Consider the following 21985-nt stretch of genomic DNA (forward strand, 5'->3'; position numbering starts at 1 on the left):
AGTGGTCGGGGAGGACACGATGGAGCAGAAACGCAATCAGCCACTTGCGCGTGACGCGATGGCCTATGTTCTGGCAGGCGGAAGGGGGAGCCGCCTGAAGGAATTGACCGACCGCCGCGCCAAGCCGGCGGTCTATTTCGGCGGCAAGGCCCGCATCATCGATTTCGCGCTTTCGAATGCGCTCAATTCCGGCATCCGCCGCATCGGCGTCGCCACCCAGTACAAGGCCCATTCGCTGATCCGCCACCTGCAGCGCGGCTGGAACTTCTTCCGGCCGGAGCGCAACGAGAGCTTCGACATCCTGCCCGCCAGCCAGCGCGTCTCCGAGACGCAATGGTACGAGGGCACCGCCGACGCGGTCTACCAGAACATCGACATCATCGAGGACTACGGCGTCGAATACATGGTCATTCTCGCCGGCGACCATGTCTACAAGATGGACTACGAACTGATGCTGCAGCAGCACGTCGATTCCGGCGCCCAGGTGACGATCGGCTGCCTGGAGGTGCCGCGCATGGAAGCCACCGGCTTCGGCGTCATGCACGTCAACGAAAAGGACGAGATCATCGCCTTCGTGGAGAAGCCCGTCGACCCGCCGGGCATTCCCGGCAATCCGGAGATGGCGCTGGCCTCGATGGGCATCTACGTCTTCCACACGAAGTTCCTGATGGACCTCTTGCGCCGCGACGCCGCCGACGAGAACTCCTCGCGCGACTTCGGCAAGGACATCATCCCCTACATCGTCGAACACGGTAAGGCCGTCGCCCACCGCTTCACCTCCTCCTGCGTCCGCTCCGACTTCGAGCGCGAGGCCTACTGGCGCGACGTCGGCACCGTCGACGCCTACTGGCAGGCCAATATCGACCTGACCGACATCACCCCCGAACTCGACATCTACGACAGCACCTGGCCGATCTGGACCTTCGCGGAGATCAAGCCCCCCGCCAAGTTCGTCCACGACGACGAGGACCGCCGCGGATCGGCGATCTCCTCGCTGGTATCCGGCGACTGCATCATCTCCGGCTCCGCCCTGCACCGCAGCCTGCTCTTCACCGGCGTCCGGGCGAACTCCTATTCCCGCCTCGAGGGTGCGGTCGTACTGCCGAACGTCACAGTCGGCCGCCATGCGCAACTGCGCAACGTCGTCATCGACCGCGGCGTCGTCATCCCGGAAGGGCTGATCGTCGGCGAAGACCCGGATCTCGACGCGAAGCGGTTCCGCCGGTCCGAAAACGGCATCTGCCTGATTACCCAAGCGATGATCGACAAGCTGGACCTCTAGGCCATGAATGTTCTGTCCGTCGCATCGGAAGTGTTCCCGCTGATCAAGACCGGCGGGCTTGCCGACGTGGCGGGCGCGCTTCCGCTCGCGCTCGAGGGCCAGGGGGTGCGGATGCGCACCCTCCTGCCCGGCTATCCGGCGGTCATGCAGCAACTGACGCGACCCCACAGGATCGCCTCGATGACCAGCACCTTCGGCGACGAGATGCGGATCCTCGCCACGCAGCAGGCCGGGCTGGACCTGCTGATCCTCGACGCACCCGCCTATTTCGACCGCAGCGGCGGACCCTACCTGGACGTGACAGGCCTGGACTATCCCGACAACTGGAAGCGCTTCGCCGCCCTCTCGCACGCAGCCTGCGAGATCGCCCGCGGCCTTCTGCCGGACTGGCGGCCCGATATCGTCCATGCCCATGACTGGCAGGCAGCGATGACGCCGGTCTACATGCGCTATACCGGCCTGGAGCAGGTGCCGAACATCATCACCGTCCATAACATCGCCTTCCAGGGTCAGTTCGGCCCGGAGATCTTCCCCGGGCTCGGCCTGCCGCAGGACGCTTTCAGCGTCGAAGGGCTGGAATATTACGGCCACGTCAGCTTCCTCAAGGGCGGTCTGCGCACGGCCTGGGAAGTGACCACCGTCAGCCCGACCTATGCGCAGGAGATCACCACGCCGGACTTCGGCATGGGGCTCGACGGGCTGATCAACGCCCGTGCCCACCAACTCATGGGCATCGTCAACGGGATCGACACCACGGTCTGGGACCCGGCCACCGATCCGCACATCGCCGCCCGCTACGGCGTCGGCTCGCTGCGCCAGCGCGGCGAGAACAGGAAGGCGCTGATGGAGCGCTTCGGCCTCGACGACGGGGCCGGTCCGCTGTTCTGCGTCGTGTCGCGGCTGACCTGGCAGAAGGGCATCGACCTGATCGCCGAAGTCGCCGACTGGATCGTTTCGGAAGGTGGCAGGCTTGCCGTCCTGGGTGCGGGCGATGCCGCCCTCGAAGGTGCGCTGCTTTCTGCGGCCGCACGCCATCCCGGCCGCATCGGCGTCGTCATCGGATACAACGAGCCGCTGTCGCACCTGATGCAGGCCGGCGCCGATGCGATCCTGATCCCCTCGCGCTTCGAGCCCTGCGGCCTGACCCAGCTCTACGGCCTGCGCTACGGCTGCGTGCCGATCGTCGCCCGCACCGGCGGCCTTGCCGATACCGTGATCGACGCCAACGAGGCCGCGCTCACCGCCCGCGTCGCCACCGGCTTCCAGTTCGCCCCCGTGACCGCGGACGGATTTCGACAGGCGCTCCGCCGTGCTTTCACCGCATTTGCAGAACCTAAGGTCTGGGCCCGGTTGCAGAACCAGGGCATGAAGTGCGACGTTTCCTGGGAACGAAGCGCAGAGCGCTACAGCCAACTCTATTCCAGCCTCCTTGCGAGAGTCTAAGAGATGATCAAGACCGTATCCACCACGCCCTACAGCGACCAGAAGCCCGGGACCTCGGGTCTTCGAAAGAAGGTCCCCGTCTTCCAGCAGCAGAACTATGCGGAGAATTTCATCCAGTCGATCTTCGATTCGCTGGAGGGTTTTGCCGGCCAGACGCTCGTGATCGGCGGCGACGGCCGCTACTACAACCGCGAAGTCATCCAGATCGCGATCAAGATGGCGGCGGCAAACGGTTTCGGCCAGGTTCTCGTCGGCCGCGGCGGCATCCTATCGACGCCGGCCGCCTCCAACGTCATCCGCAAGCACAAGGCTTTCGGTGGCATCATCCTGTCTGCGAGCCATAACCCCGGCGGACCGACCGAGGACTTCGGCATCAAGTATAACATCGGCAATGGCGGCCCGGCGCCGGAGAAGATCACCGACGCGATCTTCGCCCGCACCAAGGCGATCGACAGCTACAAGATCGCCGATGCCGCCGACGTCAATCTCGACCTCGAAGGCACGCAGACGGTCGAGGGCATGACCGTGACGGTCATCGACCCGGTCGCGGACTATGCCGAACTGATGGAGCAGCTCTTCGACTTCGCCGCCATCCGCAAGATGTTCGACGGCGGCTTCCGCGTCGTGTTCGACGCCATGAGCGCCGTCACCGGGCCGTATGCGAAAGAGATCATAGAGAACCGCCTCGGCGCGCCCAAGGGCTCGGTGCTGAACTTCATGCCGCTGCCCGATTTCGGCGGCCATCACCCGGATCCCAACCTCGTCCACGCGCGCGCCCTCTACGAGACGATGATGGCGGACGACGCGCCCGATTTCGGGGCCGCCTCCGACGGCGACGGCGACCGCAACCTCATCATCGGCCGCGGCATCTTCGTCACCCCCTCCGACAGCCTCGCCATGCTCGCCGCCAATGCGCACCTGGCGCCCGGCTACAGCAAGGGTCTCTCCGGCATCGCCCGTTCGATGCCGACGAGCGGGGCCGCCGACCGCGTCGCCGAAAAGCTCGGCATCGGCATGTACGAGACGCCGACGGGCTGGAAGTTCTTCGGCAACCTGCTCGATGCCGGCAAGGTGACGATCTGCGGCGAGGAAAGTGCGGGCACCGGCTCCAACCACGTGCGCGAAAAGGACGGGCTCTGGGCGGTGCTGCTCTGGCTCAACGTGCTCGCCGTACGCAAGGAAAGCGTCATCGACATCGTGCGGGAGCACTGGGCGACCTACGGCCGCAACTACTATTCCCGCCACGACTACGAGGAAGTGGATTCGGCCGCCGCCAACGGACTGATGGCCGACCTGCGCGCAAAGCTCGCGGACCTGCCCGGCAAGAGCTTCGGGGGACTGACGGTCGAGACGGCGGACGACTTCGCCTATCACGACCCGATCGACAAGTCGGTCAGCGAGCACCAGGGCGTGCGCATCCTCTTTTCCGGCGGCTCGCGCATCGTCTTCCGCCTCTCCGGCACCGGCACCTCCGGCGCCACCCTGCGCGTCTATATCGAGCGCTTCGAGCCGGATGCCGCCCGCCACGACATCGAGACGCAGACGGCACTTGCCGACCTCATCACGATCGCCGACGAGATCGCCGGCATCAGGTCCCGCACCGGCCGTGATGCGCCGAGCGTGATCACCTGATCGCACGCCGTGGCCCGCGCGGCCACGGCCTTCTTCCGGTCCTTCGGACCGCCTTTCCCGAAAGGGGAGAGGAAATACTCCATCCGCCGGAGGCTCGTCCAAGCGATGCCAGAACCGCTCGACGCGACATTGGGGGCCACGGCACGAGACGGCGGCGTCGCCTTCGCCGTCCGGTCGCAGGATGCTGCCCGGATCGACCTTTGCCTCTTCGACGACGAGGGGCGGCAGGAAACCCGTCGGGTCCCGATGCGGCGCGATGGCGATCTCCACCAGGCCTTCGTCGAGGGCATCGGCGCCGGCAGCCGCTACGGCCTGCGGGCAGACGGCATCAATTCTCCCGACGACGGCCTCTGGTTCGATCCGGCGAAACTCCTGGTCGATCCCTATGCCAGGGAACTCGACCGCCGCTTCGTCCACGACGTCCGCCTCACGCAATATGGCGTGGACACGGCCGATCTCGTGCCGAAGGCGATCGTCACGGTCGACCGGCCGGCAGCGGCAGAGCCCCCGCGCTTCCGCCGCGGCGGCGTCATCTACGAGGTCGCCGTCCGCGGCTTCACCATGCTTCATCCCGATATCCCGGAGCCTCTGCGCGGCACGATCGCAGCGCTTGCCCACCCTGCGGTCATCGCCCATCTGAAGCGCATCGGCGTCGACGCCGTCGAGCTGATGCCGATCGTCGCCTGGATCGACGAACGCCACCTCCCCCCGCTCGGGCTGCACAACAGCTGGGGCTACAACCCGATCGCCATGATGGCGCTGGATCCGCGGCTTGCGCCGGGCGGAATGGCCGAACTCGCCTCGACCGTGGCCAAGCTGCACGCCGAGGGCATCGGCGTCATCCTCGACCTCGTCTTCAACCACTCCGGCGAAAGCGACCGCTTCGGCGCAACGCTGTCCATGCGCGGCCTCGACAACCGGACCTACCACCGCCACGACGCCGGCAATCCGGCCGTCCTTGTCAACGACACCGGCTGCGGCAACACGATCGCCTGCGACCATCCTGTCGTCCGCCGCCTGATCCTCGACAGCATGCGCCACTTCGTCGTCCATGCCGGCATCGACGGCTTCCGTTTCGACCTGGCCCCGATCCTCGGGCGAACGGCCGATGGCTTCGATTCGAAGGCCGTCCTGTTCGAGGAGATGCGGGCCGACCCGGTCCTGGCCGACCGGATCCTGGTCGCCGAGCCTTGGGATATCGGCCCCGGCGGCTACCAACTCGGCAACTTCCCCGACACCTTTCTCGAATGGAACGACCGCTTCCGCGACGATACCCGCCTGTTCTGGCGCGGCGATCCCGGGCGGCTCGGTGCCTTTGCCACCGCGCTCTGCGGTTCCTCCGACGTCTTCGGCCGCAACGGCGCGACGTACACCCGCAGCGTCAACTTCGTCGCCGCCCATGACGGTTTCACCCTGGCGGACCTCGTCTCCTATCGCGACAAGCACAACGAGGCGAACGGCGAGGACAATCGCGACGGGCACAACGACAACCACGCCTGGAACAATGGCGTCGAGGGCGAGACGGACGATCCGGACATCCGCGCCGCGCGCCACCGCGATGTGAAGGCGCTGCTGGCAAGTCTGTTCGTCTCGAAGGGAACGGTGCTTCTCACCGCCGGCGACGAGGGCGGGCGCAGCCAGAACGGCAACAACAACGCCTATTGCCAGGACAATGCCATCACCTGGCTCGACTGGGCGAGCCTCGACGCGGGACTGATCGCCCATGCCGCCGCCCTTGCCGCGATCCGCCGCCGCTTCGCCGTGTTCACGGATCCGGCGTTCTTCGGCAACAATGGCGAGGTCGTCTGGCTTCGTCCCGACGGTGCGCCGATGCAGGTTTCCGACTGGGAGGCGCCTGACGCCGGCGCCCTGGTCATGCTGCTCGAAAGCGACGACGAGTCCGGGCGCAAGGTCCGGCTGGCCCTCTGCATCAACCGGCGTGCCGAGCCTGTGGCGCTTGCCCTCGACGCCATCGGCAGGTCATGGCGAAGCCTCCTGGCCGAGAGCGACGCCCCGCCGGATACGATCGCCCCGCGCAGCATCGACATTCTTCTCGCCTCATCCTGACCCCGCAGGCGTCGGGACGGAAAATCGCAGTGAAACCAGTTATCAACCGGCTCTGCATAGGCTAAAGATCGCGCAGCGGAATACGCATATCTTGCCGGGCGAAAGGATCGAGAATGCCTCGCGAAATTCACCTCGCCGACGTCAGAAGCCTCGTCGGGCAGGAGATTGGCGTGTCCCGCTGGTTCACCGTCGATCAGACCATGATCGACCGCTTCGCCGAGGCGACCGAGGACCATCAGTTCATCCACACCGATCCGGTCCGCGCAGCCGCCGAAACCCCGTTCGGCGGCACCATCGCCCACGGGTTCCTGTCGCTGTCGCTCCTTTCGGCGATGAACTATGATTGCCTGCCGCGCGTGATCGAACAGACGATGGGGATCAACTACGGCTTCGAGAAGGTCCGCTTTATGACGCCGGTGAAATCCGGCGCGCGCGTCCGCGGCCGCTTCACCATGGCCGACGCCCGCTTCCGCGGCGGCGGCATGCTGATGGTTACCTACGACGTTACCGTCGAGATCGAAAACGAGCGAAAGCCTGCGCTGACCGCCAACTGGATGACCATCATCCAGTTCGATCCGAACGACCGGCCGGGGGATGCCTGAGCGCGTCAGACGCTGAAACGGCGGGGATCGCCGCGCTGATCCCATACGCGCAGGATATCCACGCGTTCTGATCTTGTGCGATAGATGAACGCGAACGGCGTTCGGCGGATGGGATACTCGCGAACGTCCGCAATTCCCAACATCTCACCGATGTGCGGATTTTCCGACAACAGTCGTTCTGTCGCAAGGATCTGTTCGCGCGCCCGTTTGGCGCCTTGCGGGAAGATGGAAACATAGTAGCGGCGCATCCATCGGAGATCTGCCACGGCCTGCGGAAGATAGACGACCTCCACCGGTCAGCGCCCGGCGGGCTTGACATCCGCTTCGGGGTCGGGCGCAGGCTCATCCCCATCCCATCCGTCCATCCATCGATGCACTGCGGAAGCAGACACGAACACGCCGGCGTCTGCATCGCTGATTGCCTGTTCGATGGCCTCGCGTTTGGCATCCTGCGCATCGAGAAACTGCGCTATCGCCTTTGTCGCGACGTAGGACGCGGAGCGGTCCTGATGGCGCGCCTCCTCTTCGAGCCGCGATTTCAGGGCTGGATCGAGACGAAGTGAAAACGGAGCAGTCATGGCACACCGATACAATGTAGCGCAGATCGCTACATTGTATCGCAATCGCTTGCATCGATGAAATGGAAATTACAGCCCTGCGTCTTCCGCCCCTTCCGCGAGCAGCGCGAAGGCGTAAGGCGCGAACGAGCGCCAGCATTCCACGCGGTACTCCTGCTCGCCGGTGCGGAAGATCACCACTTCGATCTTGCCGAGCACCGTGCGCGCGCAGGCCCCCACCGGGAAGACCTTCGGCGACAGGTCGTGCGGGCTGCCGCTCGCAATTGCCTCGGCAGCCCTTTCGCCGGCGACGAGCACCGCGGTGTTGCGGTGCGAGACGTCGACCGCCGAATGCAGCACATCCGCCTTCGCGGCAAGGGCTGCAAGATCCGCACCGCTCTCGTCGATCAGAAGCCACTCGTCCGGACCGAGCCACAGCGCATGGCGGCCGTTCGCCGATGCCGACGTCTTCGGCTTTTGTGGCAGGGTGAGCCCGAACGCCTTCGACAGCGCGGAAACGGCATCGGCTCCCGCCCGCAGCGACAGGCGCGTGGCAGGGCCTGCGGCGGTCACATGGGCTGCGGCGGAGCCGCCGTGGAAGCCGCCGAGCGGCGCCTTGCGGAGTGCTTGTTCAGCCATTGAGGCGAACTCCTTCCTTGTCGATGAACACCATGTCCGTCACCTCGACTGCGATCGTGCGGTCCGGCATCGGCACGTAGAGCGTCTGCCCCATGCGCGACTGCCCGCCCTCGACGAGGGCGAAGGCGATCGACTGGCCGCAGTTCTCCGACCAGTAGGCGGAGGTGACGTGGCCGATCATCTTCATCGGCACCGGCTGGTTCGGATCGGCGACGATCTGCGCGCCTTCCTCCAGCACCACCTTCGGGTCTTTCGTCTTCAGGCCGACGAGCTGCTTGCGTCCTTCCTTGACGAGATCCGGCCGCTTCAGGCCGCGGATGCCGACGAAGTCGGCCTTCTTCTTCGACACCGCCCAGGCAAGGCCGGCATCAAAGGGCGTCACCGTGCCATCCGTGTCCTGGCCGACGATGATGTAGCCCTTCTCGGCGCGCAGCACGTGCATGGCCTCGGTGCCGTAGGCGCAGGCGCCGAGCGCCTCCGCCCCGGCCCAGATCGCCTCCCACACCGCCTGACCATAGTCGGCGGGCACGTTGACCTCGTAGCCGGCCTCGCCGGTGAACGACATGCGGAACAGCCGGGTCGGCACGCCGCAGATCCTGCCCTCGCGCACGCTCATATGCGGAAACGCTTCGTTGGAAACGTCGATGCCTTCCACGAGCGGCGCGATGATCTCGCGCGCCTTCGGCCCCTGGACCGCGATCACCGCCCATTGCTCGGTGGTGGACGTCAGCCACACCTTCAGGTGCGGGAACTCCGTCTGGAGATAGTCCTCCATGTGGTTCATCACCCGCGGCGCGCCGCCGGTCGTGGTGGTGACGTGGAAGCGATCCTCGGCGATGCGGCCGACGACGCCGTCGTCATAGACGAAGCCGTCCTCGCGCAACATGATGCCGTAGCGGCAGCGTCCGGGCTTCAGCGTGTCCCAGGCGTTGGTGTACATCAGATTGAGGAACTCGGCCGCATCCGGGCCGACGACCTCGATCTTGCCGAGTGTCGAGGCGTCGAATACGCCGGCGACCTCGCGCACGGTCTTGCACTCGCGGTCGACCGCCTCGTGCATGGTCTCGCCGGCGCGCGGATAGTACCAGGCACGCTTCCAGTTGCCGACGTCCTCGAAGATGGCGCCGTGCGCCTCCTCCCAGGCATGCATCGGCGTCTTGCGGGCCGGGTCGAACAGGTCGCCGCGCGAATGGTTGATGATCGTGCCGAAGGTCACCGGCGTATAGGGGGCACGGAAGGTGGTGAGCCCGACCTTGGGGATTTCGCGCCCCAGCGTCTCGGCGGCGATCGCAAGCCCGTGCAGGTTGGAGAGCTTGCCCTGGTCGGTTGCCATGCCGTTCGTCGTGAAGCGCTTGATGTGCTCGATCGAGTGCATGCCCTCGCGCACGGCAAGGCGGATATCCTTGGCGCAGACGTCGTTCTGGAAGTCGATGAACGCCTTGACGTTGGTATCGGCACCCGCGCCCTCGGCCGCACCGGCCATGCCGCCGGTCCATTCGAAGGCGTTCTGCGCCTGCAACTGGACCTTCGCGCTGCCGTCGTTGCCGGTCGCCCGCGCCATCAGTTCGCCCGCCGCCAGCGCCTCCTCGATCGTCGCCTGCAGGCTTCCCGTGCCGTTGCAGGCCCCGACGGACAGGCAGTCCTGCGCGTAGGTACCGGGCAGAAACTGGCCGGTCTCGGCATTGTAGGCAACCTTGCCGCGCGACTGCGAGAACAGGTGCACCGACGGCGTCCAGCCGGCCGAGGTCAGAAGCGCATCGACGGCGATCGTGCGCTTGCCGCCACCGCCGTTGCGGCAGACGACGATGGAGGACACACGACGGTGGCCCTTGGTGTCGATCACCGAATGGCCGGTCAGCACCTCGATGCCGTGGCTGCGGGCCTCGTTCAGCACCGCATCGCCCGGCTTGGCGCGGCTGTCGACGATCGCGGCGATCTGCACGCCTGCCCGCTTCAGGTCGAAGGCCGCCTCGTAGGCCGAATCGTTCGCCGTATAGACGGCAACCTTCTTGCCGACGGCGACGCCGAAATGGTTGAGGTAGGTGCGGGCGGCGGACGCCAGCATGATACCCGGCCGGTCATTGTTGCCGAAGACCATATGGCGTTCGATCGCGCCGGTGGCGAGGATGACGCGCTTGGCGCGGACCTGCCACAGCCGCTCGCGCGGGGCCTTCTTGTCCGGACGGGCGACGTGATCGGTGACCCGCTCGACGAGGCCGACGAAGTTGTGGTTGTAGTAGCCGAACGCGGTCGTGCGCGTCAGCACGGTGACGTTTTCCATCGCCGCGAGCCCTGCGGCGGCAGCCTGCGCCCAGGCGAAGCCATCCTTGCCGTCGACGGTGACGGACCGGTCGTAGTGCAGTGCCCCGCCCACTTCAGGCTGCTCGTCGCAGAGGATGACGCGCGCGCCGGTGGCGGCGGCCGAGAGCGCTGCGGAAAGACCCGCGACGCCGGCGCCGACGACGAGCACGTTGCAGGTGGCGTAGCGGTTGGCATAGTGGTCCGGGTCGTCTTCCGTCGGCGCCGTGCCGAGACCTGCGGCGCGGCGGATGAAAGGTTCATAGACCTTCTCCCAGGCGGCCTTCGGCCACATGAAGGTCTTGTAGTAGAAGCCCGCGGCGAAGAAGGGCGACAGAAGGTTGTTGAACCCGCCGACGTCGAAGGACAGCGACGGCCAGCGGTTCTGCGAGGTGGCCTTCAGGCCGTCGAACACTTCCTGCACCGTCGCACGCACGTTTGGCTGGCGGCGGGCGGCATCGCGGGCGACGTCGATCAGCGCGTTCGGCTCTTCCGGCCCGGCGGAAACGATGCCGCGCGGGCGGTGATACTTGAACGAGCGGCCGACGAGATGGACGCCGTTGGCGATGAGCGCCGAGGCGACGGTGTCCCCCTCCAGCGCCTCGTAGCTCTTTCCGTCAAAGGAAAAACGCGCAGTCCTGGCAGGCGTCAGGCGGCCCTGACCGGCAATGCGATTGGCGCCGCTCATTTCGCAGTCCCTTCCGTGGCTTCGTAGGTTTCGACCGTCTTCTCCGTGGCGGGCGAGATGCCGGGAAGGTCGGGTTTCGGCTCGCCGGCCTTGTAGCTGGCGAAGAACTTGTCGCTGACGGTGTCGCGTGCGGCGTTGAAGAAGCGGCCGCAGCCGTGGACGTGACGCCAGCGCTCGAAGATGAGGCCCTTCGGGTTGTCGCGCAGGAAGAAGAACGCCTCGAATTCTTCATCCGAGATATCGGCAATGTTGGTCGGACGGGCGATATGCGCGTCGCCGCCGTGGCGGAATTCGAGCTCGGAGCGCTCTTCCTCGCAATAGGGGCAATGGATCAGTAGCATGCGGTCTCTCCTGTCCCGCGCCGGCTGCCGCGATCGGGCCACCGGACGCGCGGGGAAAATGGGTTCAGTGCGCCACCGCGGCGGCGGCGGCCTCGTCGATCAGGCGTCCGGTGCGAAAGCGGTCCAGCGTCAGGCCGGCGGCGAGCCTGTGCGGCTCGCCCTTGGCGATCAGATGGGCGAACAGGTTCGCCGAGCCCGGTGTCGCCTTGAAGCCGCCGGTGCCCCAGCCGCAGTTGACGAACAGGTTCTTGACAGGCGTGACGCCCTGGATCGCCGAGCGGTCCGGAGTGTTGTCGGTGATGCCGCCCCACTGGCGCATCATCTTCACTCGCCGGAACATCGGGAAGAGCTCGCAGATGGCGTCCAGCGTATGCGTGATGATCTGCAGGCCGCCGGTCTGGGAGTAGGAATTGTACTGGTCGGTGCCTGCGCCGATGACCAATTCGCCCTTGTCGGACTGCGAGATATAGGCATGCACCGTGTTCGACATGACGACGCAGGGGAAGATCGGCTTCATCGGCTCGGACACGAGCGCCTGCAGCGGCACCGAATGCAGCGGCACGCGAACGTCCGCCATCGACATGATCACCGAATTGTGGCCCGAAGCCGAGACGGCGATCTTCCGGGCGCCGATGAAGCCGCGCGACGTTTCCACGCCGGTGACCTCGCCGCCCGGTCCGCGGCGGATGCCCTTGACCTCGCAGTTCTGGATGATGTGGACGCCCCGGTCGGAGGCGGCGCGGGCATAGCCCCAGGCGACTGCATCGTGGCGCGCCGTGCCGCCGCGGCGCTGCAGGGCCGCACCGTTGATCGGGTAGCGGGCGGTGGCAGCGATATCGAGCGGCGGGCAGAACTCCTTCGCCTGCTCGGGCGTCAGCCACTCGTTGTCGATGCCGTGCAGCCGATTGGCATGGATGTGGCGCTTGAACGACTGCCGGTCGTGGACATTGTGCGACAGCATCATCACGCCGCGCGGCGAGTACATGACGTTGTAGTTGAGCTCCCGGCTCAGCCCCTCCCAGAGCTTCAGCGAGTGCTCGTAGATGTCCATGCTCTCGTCGTAGAGATAGTTGGAGCGGATGATGGTGGTGTTGCGGCCGGTGTTGCCGCCGCCGAGCCAGCCCTTCTCGATCACCGCGACGTTGGTGATGCCGTGCTCCTTGGCGAGGTAATAGGCAGCACCCAGTCCGTGGCCGCCGCCGCCGACGATGATGACGTCGTATTCCTGGCGCGGCTCGGGCGAAACCCATTGCGGCTCCCATCCCTTGTGGCCGCGCAACGCCTCGCGTGCGACGGCGAAGACCGAATATTTGCGCATCCGCCTTACTCCGTATGTCCGGGTCATTTCCGTGTCGTCGATAGAAAGCAAATCTGGCCGGGTTACAACGTTTTCTTTGCGACGCATTCCGCCGTCCCATGTGACGCTTGCGACATCCCGCCAGAAGCCCCGTTGTCGCGATTGCGCTGCCCCGGGCGGCTCCGTTAATTTTGCACCGGTTTCGCCCGAACCGTCTGGACTTGGCCGCGATGATCTGGTATCCGAGCATCCAATCGCACGCCTTCCGGCCTGCGAAACGATATATGTATTGCCTCGTTGACCTGATGCCCCGAGGCGTTCAACACAAACCAAGGAACGGGATACTCGTGCAGGTACTAGTCCGCGATAACAACGTCGATCAGGCGCTCCGCGCTCTCAAGAAGAAGATGCAGCGCGAAGGTATCTTCCGCGAAATGAAGATGCGGGACTACTACGAGAAGCCGTCGCAGAAGCGCGCCCGCGAGAAGGCTGAAGCCGTTCGCCGCGTTCGCAAGCTGGCCCGCAAGCGCGCCCAGCGCGAGGGTCTGGTCAGCGGCGGCCGCACGGCTCGTTGATCCGTCGTTTTTTCGACGTTTTCGAATGCAAGGTCTGGCGGTGGCGAAGCGATTGCCACCGCCTTTTTTGATGCGCCGGGGACAATAGCAAGGCGTGTCGAGCGGGACGGCTGGATAAGCTTGCCCTGGACGTCGGGAAGGCTGGGCGGCGGGGATGTCGACCGATGGCGCGCCCCGCAGGAAGAGCCCGGGCATTGCCCGTCGGACAGCCACGACGTGGCGAGGAGCATCCCGGCGCAAGCGGATGCAGGATCGGCGCATGAAGCGCCTTGTTGAGGGACGTCTATCTTGAAAATGGCAGCAACCACGGGACAATCGCCTTTCTCCCTGAAACGCCTTGTTCCCGCCTCGGATCTCCGCAGGCCTACGGCCGCAGCTCTCTTCTCCATCATTGCCGCCGCATCGCTCAGCGCCTGCCAGAGCGCCAGCACGAGCACCGACGTCATCCGCGTCGAGCGTGCCCAGGGCTCCACGGAGAACATCGCCTCGCTCTCGAGCGTGATCGCGGCAAACCCGCAGGATCCGGAAGGCTACAACGTCCGCGGATCAGCCTATGGCCGCGCCGGCGACTATCGCAAGGCGATCGAGGATTTCGACCGGGCGATCGAGCTCAACCCGCGCTTCTACCAGGCCTATGCCAACCGCGCGCTCGTCCAGCGCAGTCTCGGCCGGCAGGGCGATGCCGCCTCCGACTACAACAGGGCGCTGCAGATCAACCCAAGCTACGACGTCGCCTATATCGGCCGTGGCAATCTCTACCGCCAGGCCGGCCGGGTCGACGAAGCCTTCAACGACTTCAACAAGGCGATCAGCCTCGACACCACCGATCCGCGCGCCTATCACAATCGCGGGCTGATCTACCAGCGTCGCGGCCAGCACGGCCCGGCGATCGAGGACTTCTCCAAGGCGATCTCGCTCTCTCCGAGCTCGGCCGAGCCCTACAACGGCCGCGGCCTCTCCTACGCCGCCCAGGGCGACGACGACAACGCCTTTGCCGACTTCAACACCGCGATCGGCCTCGACGGCAAGAACGCCGAATCCTGGACCAACCAGGCGCTGATCTACGAGCGCCGCGGTGACATGGCGAAGGCCGCGAAGTCCTATTCGCACGCATTGCGCCTCGACCCGAAGTACCAGCCGGCCAAGGACGGCGTCTCCCGCACCCGCGGCGGCGCGGCGTAAGCCTCACCCGTATTTCGCGATCGATATATAGAACCCGGGGAGTCGCTCGCTCTCCGGGTTCTTCTTTTCGCGATGGCATGGGGTCCGCGCCGACTCGCAGGGCCGATACGAGAATGCCCGCCGAATCGACGGGCATTTTCAGGTAGTGCAGATCCGTGACGCCCTTGCGACGCCTCAGTGGTTCATCGCCTTGACGATGTCTTCCGTCATCTTCTTGGCGTCGCCGAGCAGCATCATCGTGCCGTCCTTGTAGAACAGCGTATTGTCGATGCCGGCATAGCCGGAGCCCAGCGAGCGCTTGACGAACAGGCAGGTCTTGGCCTTGTCGACGTCGAGGATCGGCATGCCGTAGATCGGCGAGGTCTTGTCGTCGCGGGCGGCCGGATTGGTCACGTCGTTGGCGCCGATGACATAGGCGACGTCGGCCTGGGCGAACTCGGAATTGATGTCCTCCAGCTCGAACACCTCGTCATAGGGCACGTTGGCCTCAGCGAGCAGCACGTTCATGTGGCCGGGCATGCGGCCGGCGACGGGATGGATCGCATACTTCACCTCGACGCCGTTCGCCTTCAGCTTGTCGGCGAGTTCCCGCAGCGCATGCTGCGCCTGCGCCACCGCCATGCCGTAGCCGGGCACGATGATGACCTTGGATGCGTTCGCCATCAGGAAGGCGGCGTCGTCGGCCGAACCTTGCTTGACCGTACGCTGGACGCCGTCGTCGGCCGCTGCCGCCGTCTCCCCGCCGAAGCCGCCAAGGATGACGGAGACGAAGGAGCGGTTCATCCCCTTGCACATGATGTAGGAGAGGATCGCGCCCGAGGAACCGACCAGCGCACCGGTGATGATCAGCGCCAGGTTGCCGAGCGTGAAGCCGATGCCGGCGGCAGCCCAGCCCGAATAGGAGTTGAGCATCGACACGACCACGGGCATGTCGGCCCCGCCGATCGGCACGATGATCAAGACGCCGAGGACCAGCGCCAGCACCACGATCGCCCAGAAGTCGAAATGGCTCTCGCTGACCGCGAGGCCGAAGATGAAGAAGACGATCAGCGCCAGCAGCGCGGCATTGATCAGGTGCCGGTAGGGCAGCAGGATCGGCTTGCCGGACATGCGCCCATCGAGCTTCAGGAAGGCGATGATCGAACCGGTAAAGGTGATCGCGCCGATCGCGACGCCGAGCGCCATCTCGACCAGCGCCTGGGCGTGAATGGAGCCGACATCGCCGATGCCGAAGGCGGCCGGTGAATAGAGCGCGGCGGACGCCACCAGCACGGCCGCCAGGCCGACCAGCGAGTGGAAGCCGGCGACGAGCTGCGGCATCGAGGTCATCGGAATCGAGCGGGCGATATAGGCCCCTGCCCCGCCGCCGATGGCAAGGCCGAGCACGATCAGCACGAGCCCGCCGAAGGACGGCGTGGCCAGCAGCAGCGTGGTGACGATGGCGATCCCCATGCCGGCCATGCCGAGCATGTTGCCGCGCCGGCTGGTGGTCGGATGCGACAGGCCGCGCAGCGCCATGATGAACAGCACGCCGGAGACGAGATAGAGGAAGGCAGCAATATTCGGGGACATCAGCGCGACCTCACTTCTCTTTCTTCTTGTACATCGCCAGCATGCGCTGCGTGACGAGGAAGCCGCCGAAGATGTTCACGGAAGCGAGGACGAGGGCGACGAAGCCGAAGCCGGTGGCCACACCGGAAAGCGAGATGCCGACGGCCAGAAGCGCGCCGACGACGATGACCGACGAGATCGCGTTCGTCACCGCCATCAGCGGCGTGTGCAGCGCCGGCGTCACCGACCAGACGACATAGTAGCCGACGAAGATCGACAGCACGAAGATCGCCAGGCGAAACACGAAGGGATCGATCGCCCCGCCGGAAACGCCGTGGGCGGCAGCGCCCGCAGCGTCGGGAACGTATTCTGCCGCCGTGCGGACCGCTTCGACCGCGCGCTCGAGATCGGCGATTGCCTTGTCCAGAAGTTCGTTTGCCATCATGCGCCTCCCTTGCTGTCGGCCGCCGCGAAGTTCGGATGGACCACAGCGCCCCCTTGCGTCAGCATGGTCGCCTTGACCAGTTCGTCCTCCGGGTTGACGGCAAGCGCCTTGGTGTCCTTGCCGACCAGGGTCTCCAGGAAGGTGACGAGGTTCTTGGCATAGAGCAGCGAGGCGGAGGCGGCGATGCGGCCGGGCACGTTGAGATAGCCGATGACCTTCACGCCCTCGACGTCGACGACCTTGCCCGGCTCGGATCCCTCGATGTTGCCGCCGCGCTCGACGGCGAGGTCGACGGCGATCGAGCCCGATTTCATATTCCGCAGCATGTCGCGCGTGACGAGCTTCGGCGCCGGACGGCCGGGGATCAGCGCGGTGGTGATGACGATGTCCTGCTTGGCGATGTGATCGGCCACCAGTGCCGCCTGCTTGGCCTGGTATTCCTTCGACATCTCCTTGGCATAGCCGCCGGCAGTCTCGGCCGCCTTGAATTCCTCGTCCTCGACGGCGATGAACTTGGCCCCGAGCGAGGCGACCTGCTCCTTGGCGGCGGGACGCACGTCGGTTGCGGTGACGGCGGCGCCCAGCCGCCGTGCGGTGGCGATCGCCTGCAGGCCGGCGACGCCCGCCCCCATGACGAACACCTTGGCCGCCGGAACGGTGCCCGCGGCCGTCATCATCATCGGCATGGCGCGGTCGAATCCGGCCGCAGCGTCGATCACCGCCTGGTAGCCGGCGAGGTTTGCCTGCGATGAAAGGACGTCCATCGACTGGGCGCGGGTGATGCGCGGCATCAGTTCCATGGCGAACGTCGTCAGGCCGGCCTTGGCCATCGCCGCCAGCGCCTTCTCGTTGCCGTAAGGATCCATGATCGCGATCACGATCGCGCCGGACTTGTAGGACTTGATTTCCGCCGTGCTCGGCCGGCGCACCTTCAGTACCACGTCGGCGCCCTTGGCGTCCGCCGCGGTCCCGACCGTGGCGCCCGCCGCGGCGAAATCGTCGTCGGAAATGCGCGATGTCGCCCCGGCGCCGGCCTCGACGACGACGTCGAAGCCCAGGGCCTTCATCTTCTTGACTGTTTCGACCGATGCCGCGACGCGGCTTTCCGCGGGATCCGTTTCCCGCGACACGAACACTACCTCACCCACGCCAATCCTCCCCCGAGTTGGTCGCGTCAATTTCTCCCGGCGCCCGGCAAGGGGCGCCGCGTCAGCCGATCCGGAAGGGAACCGCTAGCGGAGGATGACGAAACCGAGAACGTTGAGGACGATCAGCAGGATCAGCGCGGAGAAGAAGCCCGCACCGGTGAAGAAGCCGGCAGCCATGGCGATCAGGAGCGTCACGCAGAACATCGTGCCGTATTTCGTCGCGGCGATGAAGAACTCGTAGGTCTTCTCGTGCTCGGAATAATCCATCGGAGCACCCGTCTCGACCGGCCCGGAGTGATGTTCTGCCATGCTATCGTCTCCTGTCTGCATGCGTTCGACGCCGAACCGTCGATCCGCCTCCTCGTTGCGAAGGTGCCGGCCGCCGCAACGCCGCGCCTTGCACAATCTCCACCGTCTCTGGCCTTACACAAAGGCTGGCAAAAGCGCAACGCGCAACCGCGCATTTTCCGATGGACCGGGCCGATGCGGAGCCCAGGAAAAATCGGAGGTTAGCCGATGATGTTCGCCGGGCTGATCTGGATGCGGCTGGTGCCGAAATGGGCGAGCCGCGCCGTCGGCCGGACCGTCAGTGGGTCGCCGCTGCGGTCGAACATCATCCGCCGCTCGAAGGGCTCCGACTTGAAGAAGGGGAAGCGCTCGTAAAGCTTCGGCAGAACCTCCTTCACCCGCGTCGCCATCAGCATCAGGTCGATGATGAATTTGCCCTGGTTGCTCTTCGGCGAGGCCACGAAGTCGGCATCGAACACGCGCTTGTAGAAGGCGGAATGGGCTGGTTTGACCATCTGCAGGCAGCGGTCGGTCTGGAAATAGTCGGTCGCCATGGTGGCCAGCCTGAGCGTGAGATAGGGAATGGCCGGCATCTCGCTCCAGATCTCCGGATCGGCGGCCAGGCGAACCGGATCGATCAGCGTCATGCCGGCGTCGAGAAAGGCGGTGATCTCGTCGGGAAACACCTTGCCGGACGAGGTGACGCGATGCTCGGGCGTCACATGGTGCAGGCGCACGGTCGAGATCAGCCGTTCCTCGTAGTAGATGCCGAAGACATAGGCATGGCTGTCGAAGTCGACCTCGTCGATCAGAAGCGGCGAATCGTCGCCCAGATGCATCACGGCGCCGGCCTTGTAGGCTTTGTAGCGGATGCGGGCGACCTCCTCCATGTCCTCCCCGGTCTCGACCCGGCGATATTCTACCTGATCCAGAAGTTGCATGAGCTTGTCTGAAAACCGATTGGTCGCCGATTGCACGCTGGCCATGAAACACAAACCCCCGATTGAAATGACCGCGGCTGCCCCACCGCCGGAATACACTCAATCATTTCGGTCAATTTGTGTAAATTACCAATTATTAACGTTAACAGTAATTAACCATCCTGTTGAAAATCAGTATTTTAGCGATAACTACAATGCGGAGGGAGAAAGATCAGGCGACGTGCCGGCCGCTCTTGGCGCGGCTGTCGGCGGCCTTGCGGGCGAGCGCCTGGGTCAGGTCGATGATGGCGCTGTTCGACATCGGCGCGGCGAAGACGTAGCCCTGGATCAGGTCGGCGCAGTTGTATTTGTTGATCAGCGCCAGCTGCTCGCGGGTCTCCACGCCTTCGACGACGATCTTGAGGCCGAGCTCCCGCGACAGATTGACCGTGCCGCGCAGGAGCTTGAAGCGGCGCGCATCCTCGCTGATGTTGCGGACGAAGGACCGGTCGATCTTGATCAGGTCGAGCGGCAGGGCGTCGAGATAGCTGAGGCTGGAGTAGCCGGTGCCGAAGTCGTCGATCGCGATCGTGATGCCGCGCGCGCGCAGTTCCTGCAGCACCGCCTGCACCTTGACCGGCTCTTCCATCAGGCAGCTTTCGGTGACTTCCAGGTGAAGCCGCGACGGCTTCAGCCCCGCCTTCAGGAGCGCATCCGTCACGACGCCGACGATCTCGGAATTGCGCAGGTCCTGGACCGACAGGTTGATCGAGACACCCATGTGCTCCGGCCAGCCGACGCAATCCGCACAGGCCCGCTCGATGATCCGGCGCGTGATGTCGGAAACGATCCCCATCTCCTCGGCGATCTGGATGAAGACGGTGGGCGGGATCGGCCCGCGCTCGGGATGCGTCCAGCGCGCCAAGGCCTCGCAGCATGCGATCTTGGAGCCGTCCGGCAGGAACATCGGCTGGTAGGCGACCGACAGCTCGTTGTTGGCAACCGCCTCGCGCAGGTCCTGCTTGAGCTTCTGCCGCTCCAGGTAACGCGCGTCCATCTCGTCCTCGAACACGGTAAAGCCGCCCTTGACCCGCGACTTGCTCTCGAACAGGGCGAGGTCGGCCTTGATCTGCATGTCCTCCATGCGGAACTCGTCGCTCTCGCAGAGGACGGCGCCGGCGCTGAGCGAGATGCGGAACGTCGTGCCGGCAAGCTCGTAGCTTCCCTGCACCTGCTGGTGCAGCCGGCGCATGCGTTCCTCGAGGTCCTTGCGGTTGCTCTCGTTGGGGAAGAACAGGATGAACTCGTCCCCCATCAGGTGACCCGCCACCGCGCGTTCGCCCGCGACCCTGCGGATGCGCTCGGCGAGCATGCAGAGCAGCCGGTCGCCGGTCACGTGTCCCTTGACGTCGTTGACGTGCTTGAACTCGTCGACGTCGAGCACCAGGAAGCCGACCGTCCCCGGGCGCTTGCGCTCCGAAAGCGCGTGCTGGACGAGGTCGCCGAAATAGGTCCGGTTCGGCAGCCCCGTCAGGCTGTTGTAGCGGATCATGTGCAGGATCTTGTTTTCGGCGCGCATGCGGGCCGTCACGTCCTCAAAGATCAGCACCGCGCCACCGTTCTCGCGCTGGCTGGCGGTGAATTCCAGGTAGAAGTCGTCCGTCACCTGCACGAGGGCGCGCGATCGCTGCCCCCGCAAGAGCTCGTCCAGCTTCTGCAGCATGGCCTTGCTCTGCTCGGCATTGAGGAAGGTGCTGCGCACGCCATAGCGCAGCACCACGTCGAGATGGCAGTCCTTCAGGCGCTCCTTGTCTCCGAGCTGGAGAAGCTCGCAGGCGCGCCGGTTGGCGACCAGGATGCGGTGATCGGCGTCCAGCATCAGCAGGCCGTGCGGCATGTTGTTGAGCGCCGCATCGAACCGGTCGGCGATCGTCGTGATCTCCCGCGTCGCAAGGGCGGCCTTCTCCAGGAAGCTGCGCACGCCGTTGGCCATCATCCGCGTCGTCAGGCTGAACGGCAGGATGAGCAGCGCCAGCACGGCGTGGTAGAAATCCTGCAGCCCGAGGAAGCCCACCACCATCGGGAAGCAGGCGCAGAAGGTCATGTAGTCGACCGCCCGGCGCGAGCCGCAGTTGCGCCCGACGACCGAGACCATGGTGGCGAGGGTCACAGAGATCGTCGCAAGCTCGGCAAAACTGTCGCGGCTGATCAGGAGGCTGTAGCCGCTCGCTACGCCCAGCACCAGCGTCGTGCCCACGGCACCGGTGTTGTACCAGTTCTCCCAGTAGCGGATGCCGTCATTGTCGAGCCTGGACTGGTCGACACGGTCGAAGCGGCGCATGCCGGCGGCGCGCAGCGACCATATCAGGACGATCGCACCGGCGCAGGCGAGGAAGAAGGAATCGGCCGTTTTCGCGTACACGAACGCGAACGTCACCACATGGGAGATCATGCCGACGAACAGCGTTTGACGGTTTCCGTAAAGCGAGCTGACGAACGACAGGTACACATCTGTCGGCAGCGTGCTTTGACCTCGATCCTTCATGGACTCGGCGCTCCCATTGACGGGCGAGGGTTACCGGCGAAATTTTAATGAATGATTTCGCGAGATTATTCTATTCAGCGGGGGAATGCACAGCATTTCCGCAATCGTGCCAATGCCCCTCGAAATAAACTCAACCTTAAATTGCTTTGCGCCTCCACCGGTTGCGCCGACGCAACCCTGCATAGACGAGCAATGCAAAATGGCATCGCCGTCCGGAGACGGTGCGTGCCGATTGCATCACGCTCAATTCAACGCGGCCGACGGATTTCGCGAATCAGGGTTAGCCGGAGCCTAATGCGGGGCGGCAAGATTTCGCCCCCGCGCAGGAAGGCGGCCTCCCTCGGGCCGCCACGGGGGAATTGACTGAAGCGCATTTTCCCGGCAAATCCTTGGAAGCGGGAAGCAGCGGCGCATGTGAACAGACGGCCGCGCTCCGGCAGGCGATCGGGCATCGTGCAGCCGGTGCCTGCCGCGCCCAACATCGG

Annotated in this window: 19 protein-coding genes; 7 read left to right on the forward strand and 12 right to left on the reverse strand. The window is 65.3% G+C overall.

Features of this window, described 5'->3' with window-relative positions:
- Window positions 1-19: 19 nt before the first annotated feature.
- The 5 genes from glgC (at window position 20) to OCK02_RS07155 (ending at window position 7026) form a co-directional block, all read left to right on the forward strand.
- Complete coding sequence (gene glgC / locus OCK02_RS07135; protein WP_230806870.1) at window positions 20-1282, forward strand: glucose-1-phosphate adenylyltransferase; 1263 nt, start codon at window positions 20-22, stop codon at window positions 1280-1282.
- Between the two features lie 3 nt (window positions 1283-1285).
- Window positions 1286-2725 (forward strand): glycogen synthase GlgA, encoded by a 1440-nt coding sequence (gene glgA / locus OCK02_RS07140; protein ID WP_263812418.1) that lies wholly within the window; start codon window positions 1286-1288, stop codon window positions 2723-2725.
- Window positions 2726-2728: 3 nt separating this feature from the next.
- Complete coding sequence (locus tag OCK02_RS07145; RefSeq protein ID WP_263812419.1) at window positions 2729-4357, forward strand: alpha-D-glucose phosphate-specific phosphoglucomutase; 1629 nt, start codon at window positions 2729-2731, stop codon at window positions 4355-4357.
- 105 nt (window positions 4358-4462) lie between these two features.
- A complete protein-coding gene (gene glgX, locus OCK02_RS07150; protein ID WP_263812420.1) occupies window positions 4463-6424 on the forward strand; it encodes a glycogen debranching protein GlgX in 1962 nt (653 codons plus the stop codon).
- A 113-nt stretch (window positions 6425-6537) separates the two neighbouring features.
- Entirely contained in the window at window positions 6538-7026 is a 489-nt protein-coding gene (locus OCK02_RS07155; protein ID WP_263812421.1) for a MaoC family dehydratase, read from the forward strand.
- A gap of 5 nt (window positions 7027-7031) precedes the next feature.
- Here OCK02_RS07155 and OCK02_RS07160 read toward each other — a convergent pair whose 3' ends face one another.
- The 6 genes from OCK02_RS07160 to OCK02_RS07185 form a co-directional block, all read right to left on the reverse strand.
- The gene (locus OCK02_RS07160; protein ID WP_263812422.1) at window positions 7032-7319 is read right to left on the reverse strand and encodes a type II toxin-antitoxin system RelE/ParE family toxin; all 288 of its coding nucleotides are present in this window, start codon (window positions 7317-7319) and stop codon (window positions 7032-7034) included.
- A 3-nt stretch (window positions 7320-7322) separates the two neighbouring features.
- Window positions 7323-7604 (reverse strand): CopG family ribbon-helix-helix protein, encoded by a 282-nt coding sequence (locus OCK02_RS07165; RefSeq protein WP_263812423.1) that lies wholly within the window; start codon window positions 7602-7604, stop codon window positions 7323-7325.
- Between the two features lie 69 nt (window positions 7605-7673).
- On the reverse strand, window positions 7674-8222 hold the full coding sequence (locus OCK02_RS07170) for a sarcosine oxidase subunit gamma (protein ID WP_263812424.1): 549 nt from the start codon (window positions 8220-8222) through the stop codon (window positions 7674-7676).
- A complete protein-coding gene (locus OCK02_RS07175; RefSeq protein WP_263812425.1) occupies window positions 8215-11208 on the reverse strand; it encodes a sarcosine oxidase subunit alpha in 2994 nt (997 codons plus the stop codon). Before OCK02_RS07175 ends, OCK02_RS07170 begins: the two co-directional genes overlap by 8 nt.
- Entirely contained in the window at window positions 11205-11549 is a 345-nt protein-coding gene (locus OCK02_RS07180) for a sarcosine oxidase subunit delta (RefSeq protein WP_263812426.1), read from the reverse strand. The genes OCK02_RS07175 and OCK02_RS07180 overlap by 4 nt, the downstream gene beginning before the upstream one ends.
- A gap of 64 nt (window positions 11550-11613) precedes the next feature.
- Window positions 11614-12867 carry a sarcosine oxidase subunit beta family protein gene (locus tag OCK02_RS07185; protein WP_263812427.1) on the reverse strand — a complete coding sequence of 418 codons (1254 nt, stop codon included), beginning with the start codon at window positions 12865-12867 and terminating at the stop codon, window positions 11614-11616.
- Between the two features lie 326 nt (window positions 12868-13193).
- Here OCK02_RS07185 and rpsU point away from each other — a divergent pair, with 326 nt between their 5' ends.
- Window positions 13194-13421: a 30S ribosomal protein S21 gene (gene rpsU / locus OCK02_RS07190; protein WP_097137118.1), complete on the forward strand. Its 228-nt coding sequence runs from the start codon at window positions 13194-13196 to the stop codon at window positions 13419-13421.
- Between the two features lie 294 nt (window positions 13422-13715).
- Complete coding sequence (locus OCK02_RS07195) at window positions 13716-14603, forward strand: tetratricopeptide repeat protein (protein ID WP_412178782.1); 888 nt, start codon at window positions 13716-13718, stop codon at window positions 14601-14603.
- A gap of 174 nt (window positions 14604-14777) precedes the next feature.
- On the opposite strand, the gene OCK02_RS07200 is transcribed toward OCK02_RS07195, so the two are convergent.
- From OCK02_RS07200 to OCK02_RS07225, 6 genes are all read right to left on the reverse strand, one after another.
- Window positions 14778-16175 (reverse strand): NAD(P)(+) transhydrogenase (Re/Si-specific) subunit beta, encoded by a 1398-nt coding sequence (locus OCK02_RS07200; protein WP_230806859.1) that lies wholly within the window; start codon window positions 16173-16175, stop codon window positions 14778-14780.
- A gap of 10 nt (window positions 16176-16185) precedes the next feature.
- The gene (locus tag OCK02_RS07205; protein ID WP_263812429.1) at window positions 16186-16596 is read right to left on the reverse strand and encodes an NAD(P) transhydrogenase subunit alpha; all 411 of its coding nucleotides are present in this window, start codon (window positions 16594-16596) and stop codon (window positions 16186-16188) included.
- Complete coding sequence (locus tag OCK02_RS07210; RefSeq protein WP_263812430.1) at window positions 16596-17747, reverse strand: Re/Si-specific NAD(P)(+) transhydrogenase subunit alpha; 1152 nt, start codon at window positions 17745-17747, stop codon at window positions 16596-16598. The genes OCK02_RS07205 and OCK02_RS07210 overlap by 1 nt, the downstream gene beginning before the upstream one ends.
- Before the next feature lie 84 nt (window positions 17748-17831).
- On the reverse strand, window positions 17832-18056 hold the full coding sequence (locus OCK02_RS07215; protein WP_230806857.1) for an aa3-type cytochrome c oxidase subunit IV: 225 nt from the start codon (window positions 18054-18056) through the stop codon (window positions 17832-17834).
- Window positions 18057-18256: 200 nt separating this feature from the next.
- On the reverse strand, window positions 18257-19021 hold the full coding sequence (locus tag OCK02_RS07220) for an N-acyl amino acid synthase FeeM domain-containing protein (protein ID WP_412178775.1): 765 nt from the start codon (window positions 19019-19021) through the stop codon (window positions 18257-18259).
- Between the two features lie 166 nt (window positions 19022-19187).
- Window positions 19188-21500: a putative bifunctional diguanylate cyclase/phosphodiesterase gene (locus OCK02_RS07225; RefSeq protein ID WP_263812432.1), complete on the reverse strand. Its 2313-nt coding sequence runs from the start codon at window positions 21498-21500 to the stop codon at window positions 19188-19190.
- Between the last annotated feature and the right edge of the window lie 485 nt (window positions 21501-21985).

It is taken from the genome of Rhizobium sp. TRM96647, from assembly GCF_025780115.1.
In the GTDB taxonomy this organism is placed as follows: Bacteria; Pseudomonadota; Alphaproteobacteria; order Rhizobiales; family Rhizobiaceae; genus Mycoplana.

Coding starts and splice junctions, on each gene's coding strand:
- glgC (WP_230806870.1), top strand. CDS start 20: ATGGAGCAGAAACGCAATCAGCCACTTGCGCGTGACGCGATGGCCTAT.
- glgA (WP_263812418.1), top strand. CDS start 1,286: ATGAATGTTCTGTCCGTCGCATCGGAAGTGTTCCCGCTGATCAAGACC.
- OCK02_RS07145 (WP_263812419.1), top strand. CDS start 2,729: ATGATCAAGACCGTATCCACCACGCCCTACAGCGACCAGAAGCCCGGG.
- glgX (WP_263812420.1), top strand. CDS start 4,463: ATGCCAGAACCGCTCGACGCGACATTGGGGGCCACGGCACGAGACGGC.
- OCK02_RS07155 (WP_263812421.1), top strand. CDS start 6,538: ATGCCTCGCGAAATTCACCTCGCCGACGTCAGAAGCCTCGTCGGGCAG.
- OCK02_RS07165 (WP_263812423.1), bottom strand. CDS start 7,604: ATGACTGCTCCGTTTTCACTTCGTCTCGATCCAGCCCTGAAATCGCGG.
- OCK02_RS07170 (WP_263812424.1), bottom strand. CDS start 8,222: ATGGCTGAACAAGCACTCCGCAAGGCGCCGCTCGGCGGCTTCCACGGC.
- OCK02_RS07175 (WP_263812425.1), bottom strand. CDS start 11,208: ATGAGCGGCGCCAATCGCATTGCCGGTCAGGGCCGCCTGACGCCTGCC.
- OCK02_RS07180 (WP_263812426.1), bottom strand. CDS start 11,549: ATGCTACTGATCCATTGCCCCTATTGCGAGGAAGAGCGCTCCGAGCTC.
- OCK02_RS07185 (WP_263812427.1), bottom strand. CDS start 12,867: ATGCGCAAATATTCGGTCTTCGCCGTCGCACGCGAGGCGTTGCGCGGC.
- OCK02_RS07195 (WP_412178782.1), top strand. CDS start 13,716: ATGGCAGCAACCACGGGACAATCGCCTTTCTCCCTGAAACGCCTTGTT.
- OCK02_RS07200 (WP_230806859.1), bottom strand. CDS start 16,175: ATGTCCCCGAATATTGCTGCCTTCCTCTATCTCGTCTCCGGCGTGCTG.
- OCK02_RS07205 (WP_263812429.1), bottom strand. CDS start 16,596: ATGGCAAACGAACTTCTGGACAAGGCAATCGCCGATCTCGAGCGCGCG.
- OCK02_RS07215 (WP_230806857.1), bottom strand. CDS start 18,056: ATGGCAGAACATCACTCCGGGCCGGTCGAGACGGGTGCTCCGATGGAT.
- OCK02_RS07220 (WP_412178775.1), bottom strand. CDS start 19,021: ATGGCCAGCGTGCAATCGGCGACCAATCGGTTTTCAGACAAGCTCATG.
- OCK02_RS07225 (WP_263812432.1), bottom strand. CDS start 21,500: ATGAAGGATCGAGGTCAAAGCACGCTGCCGACAGATGTGTACCTGTCG.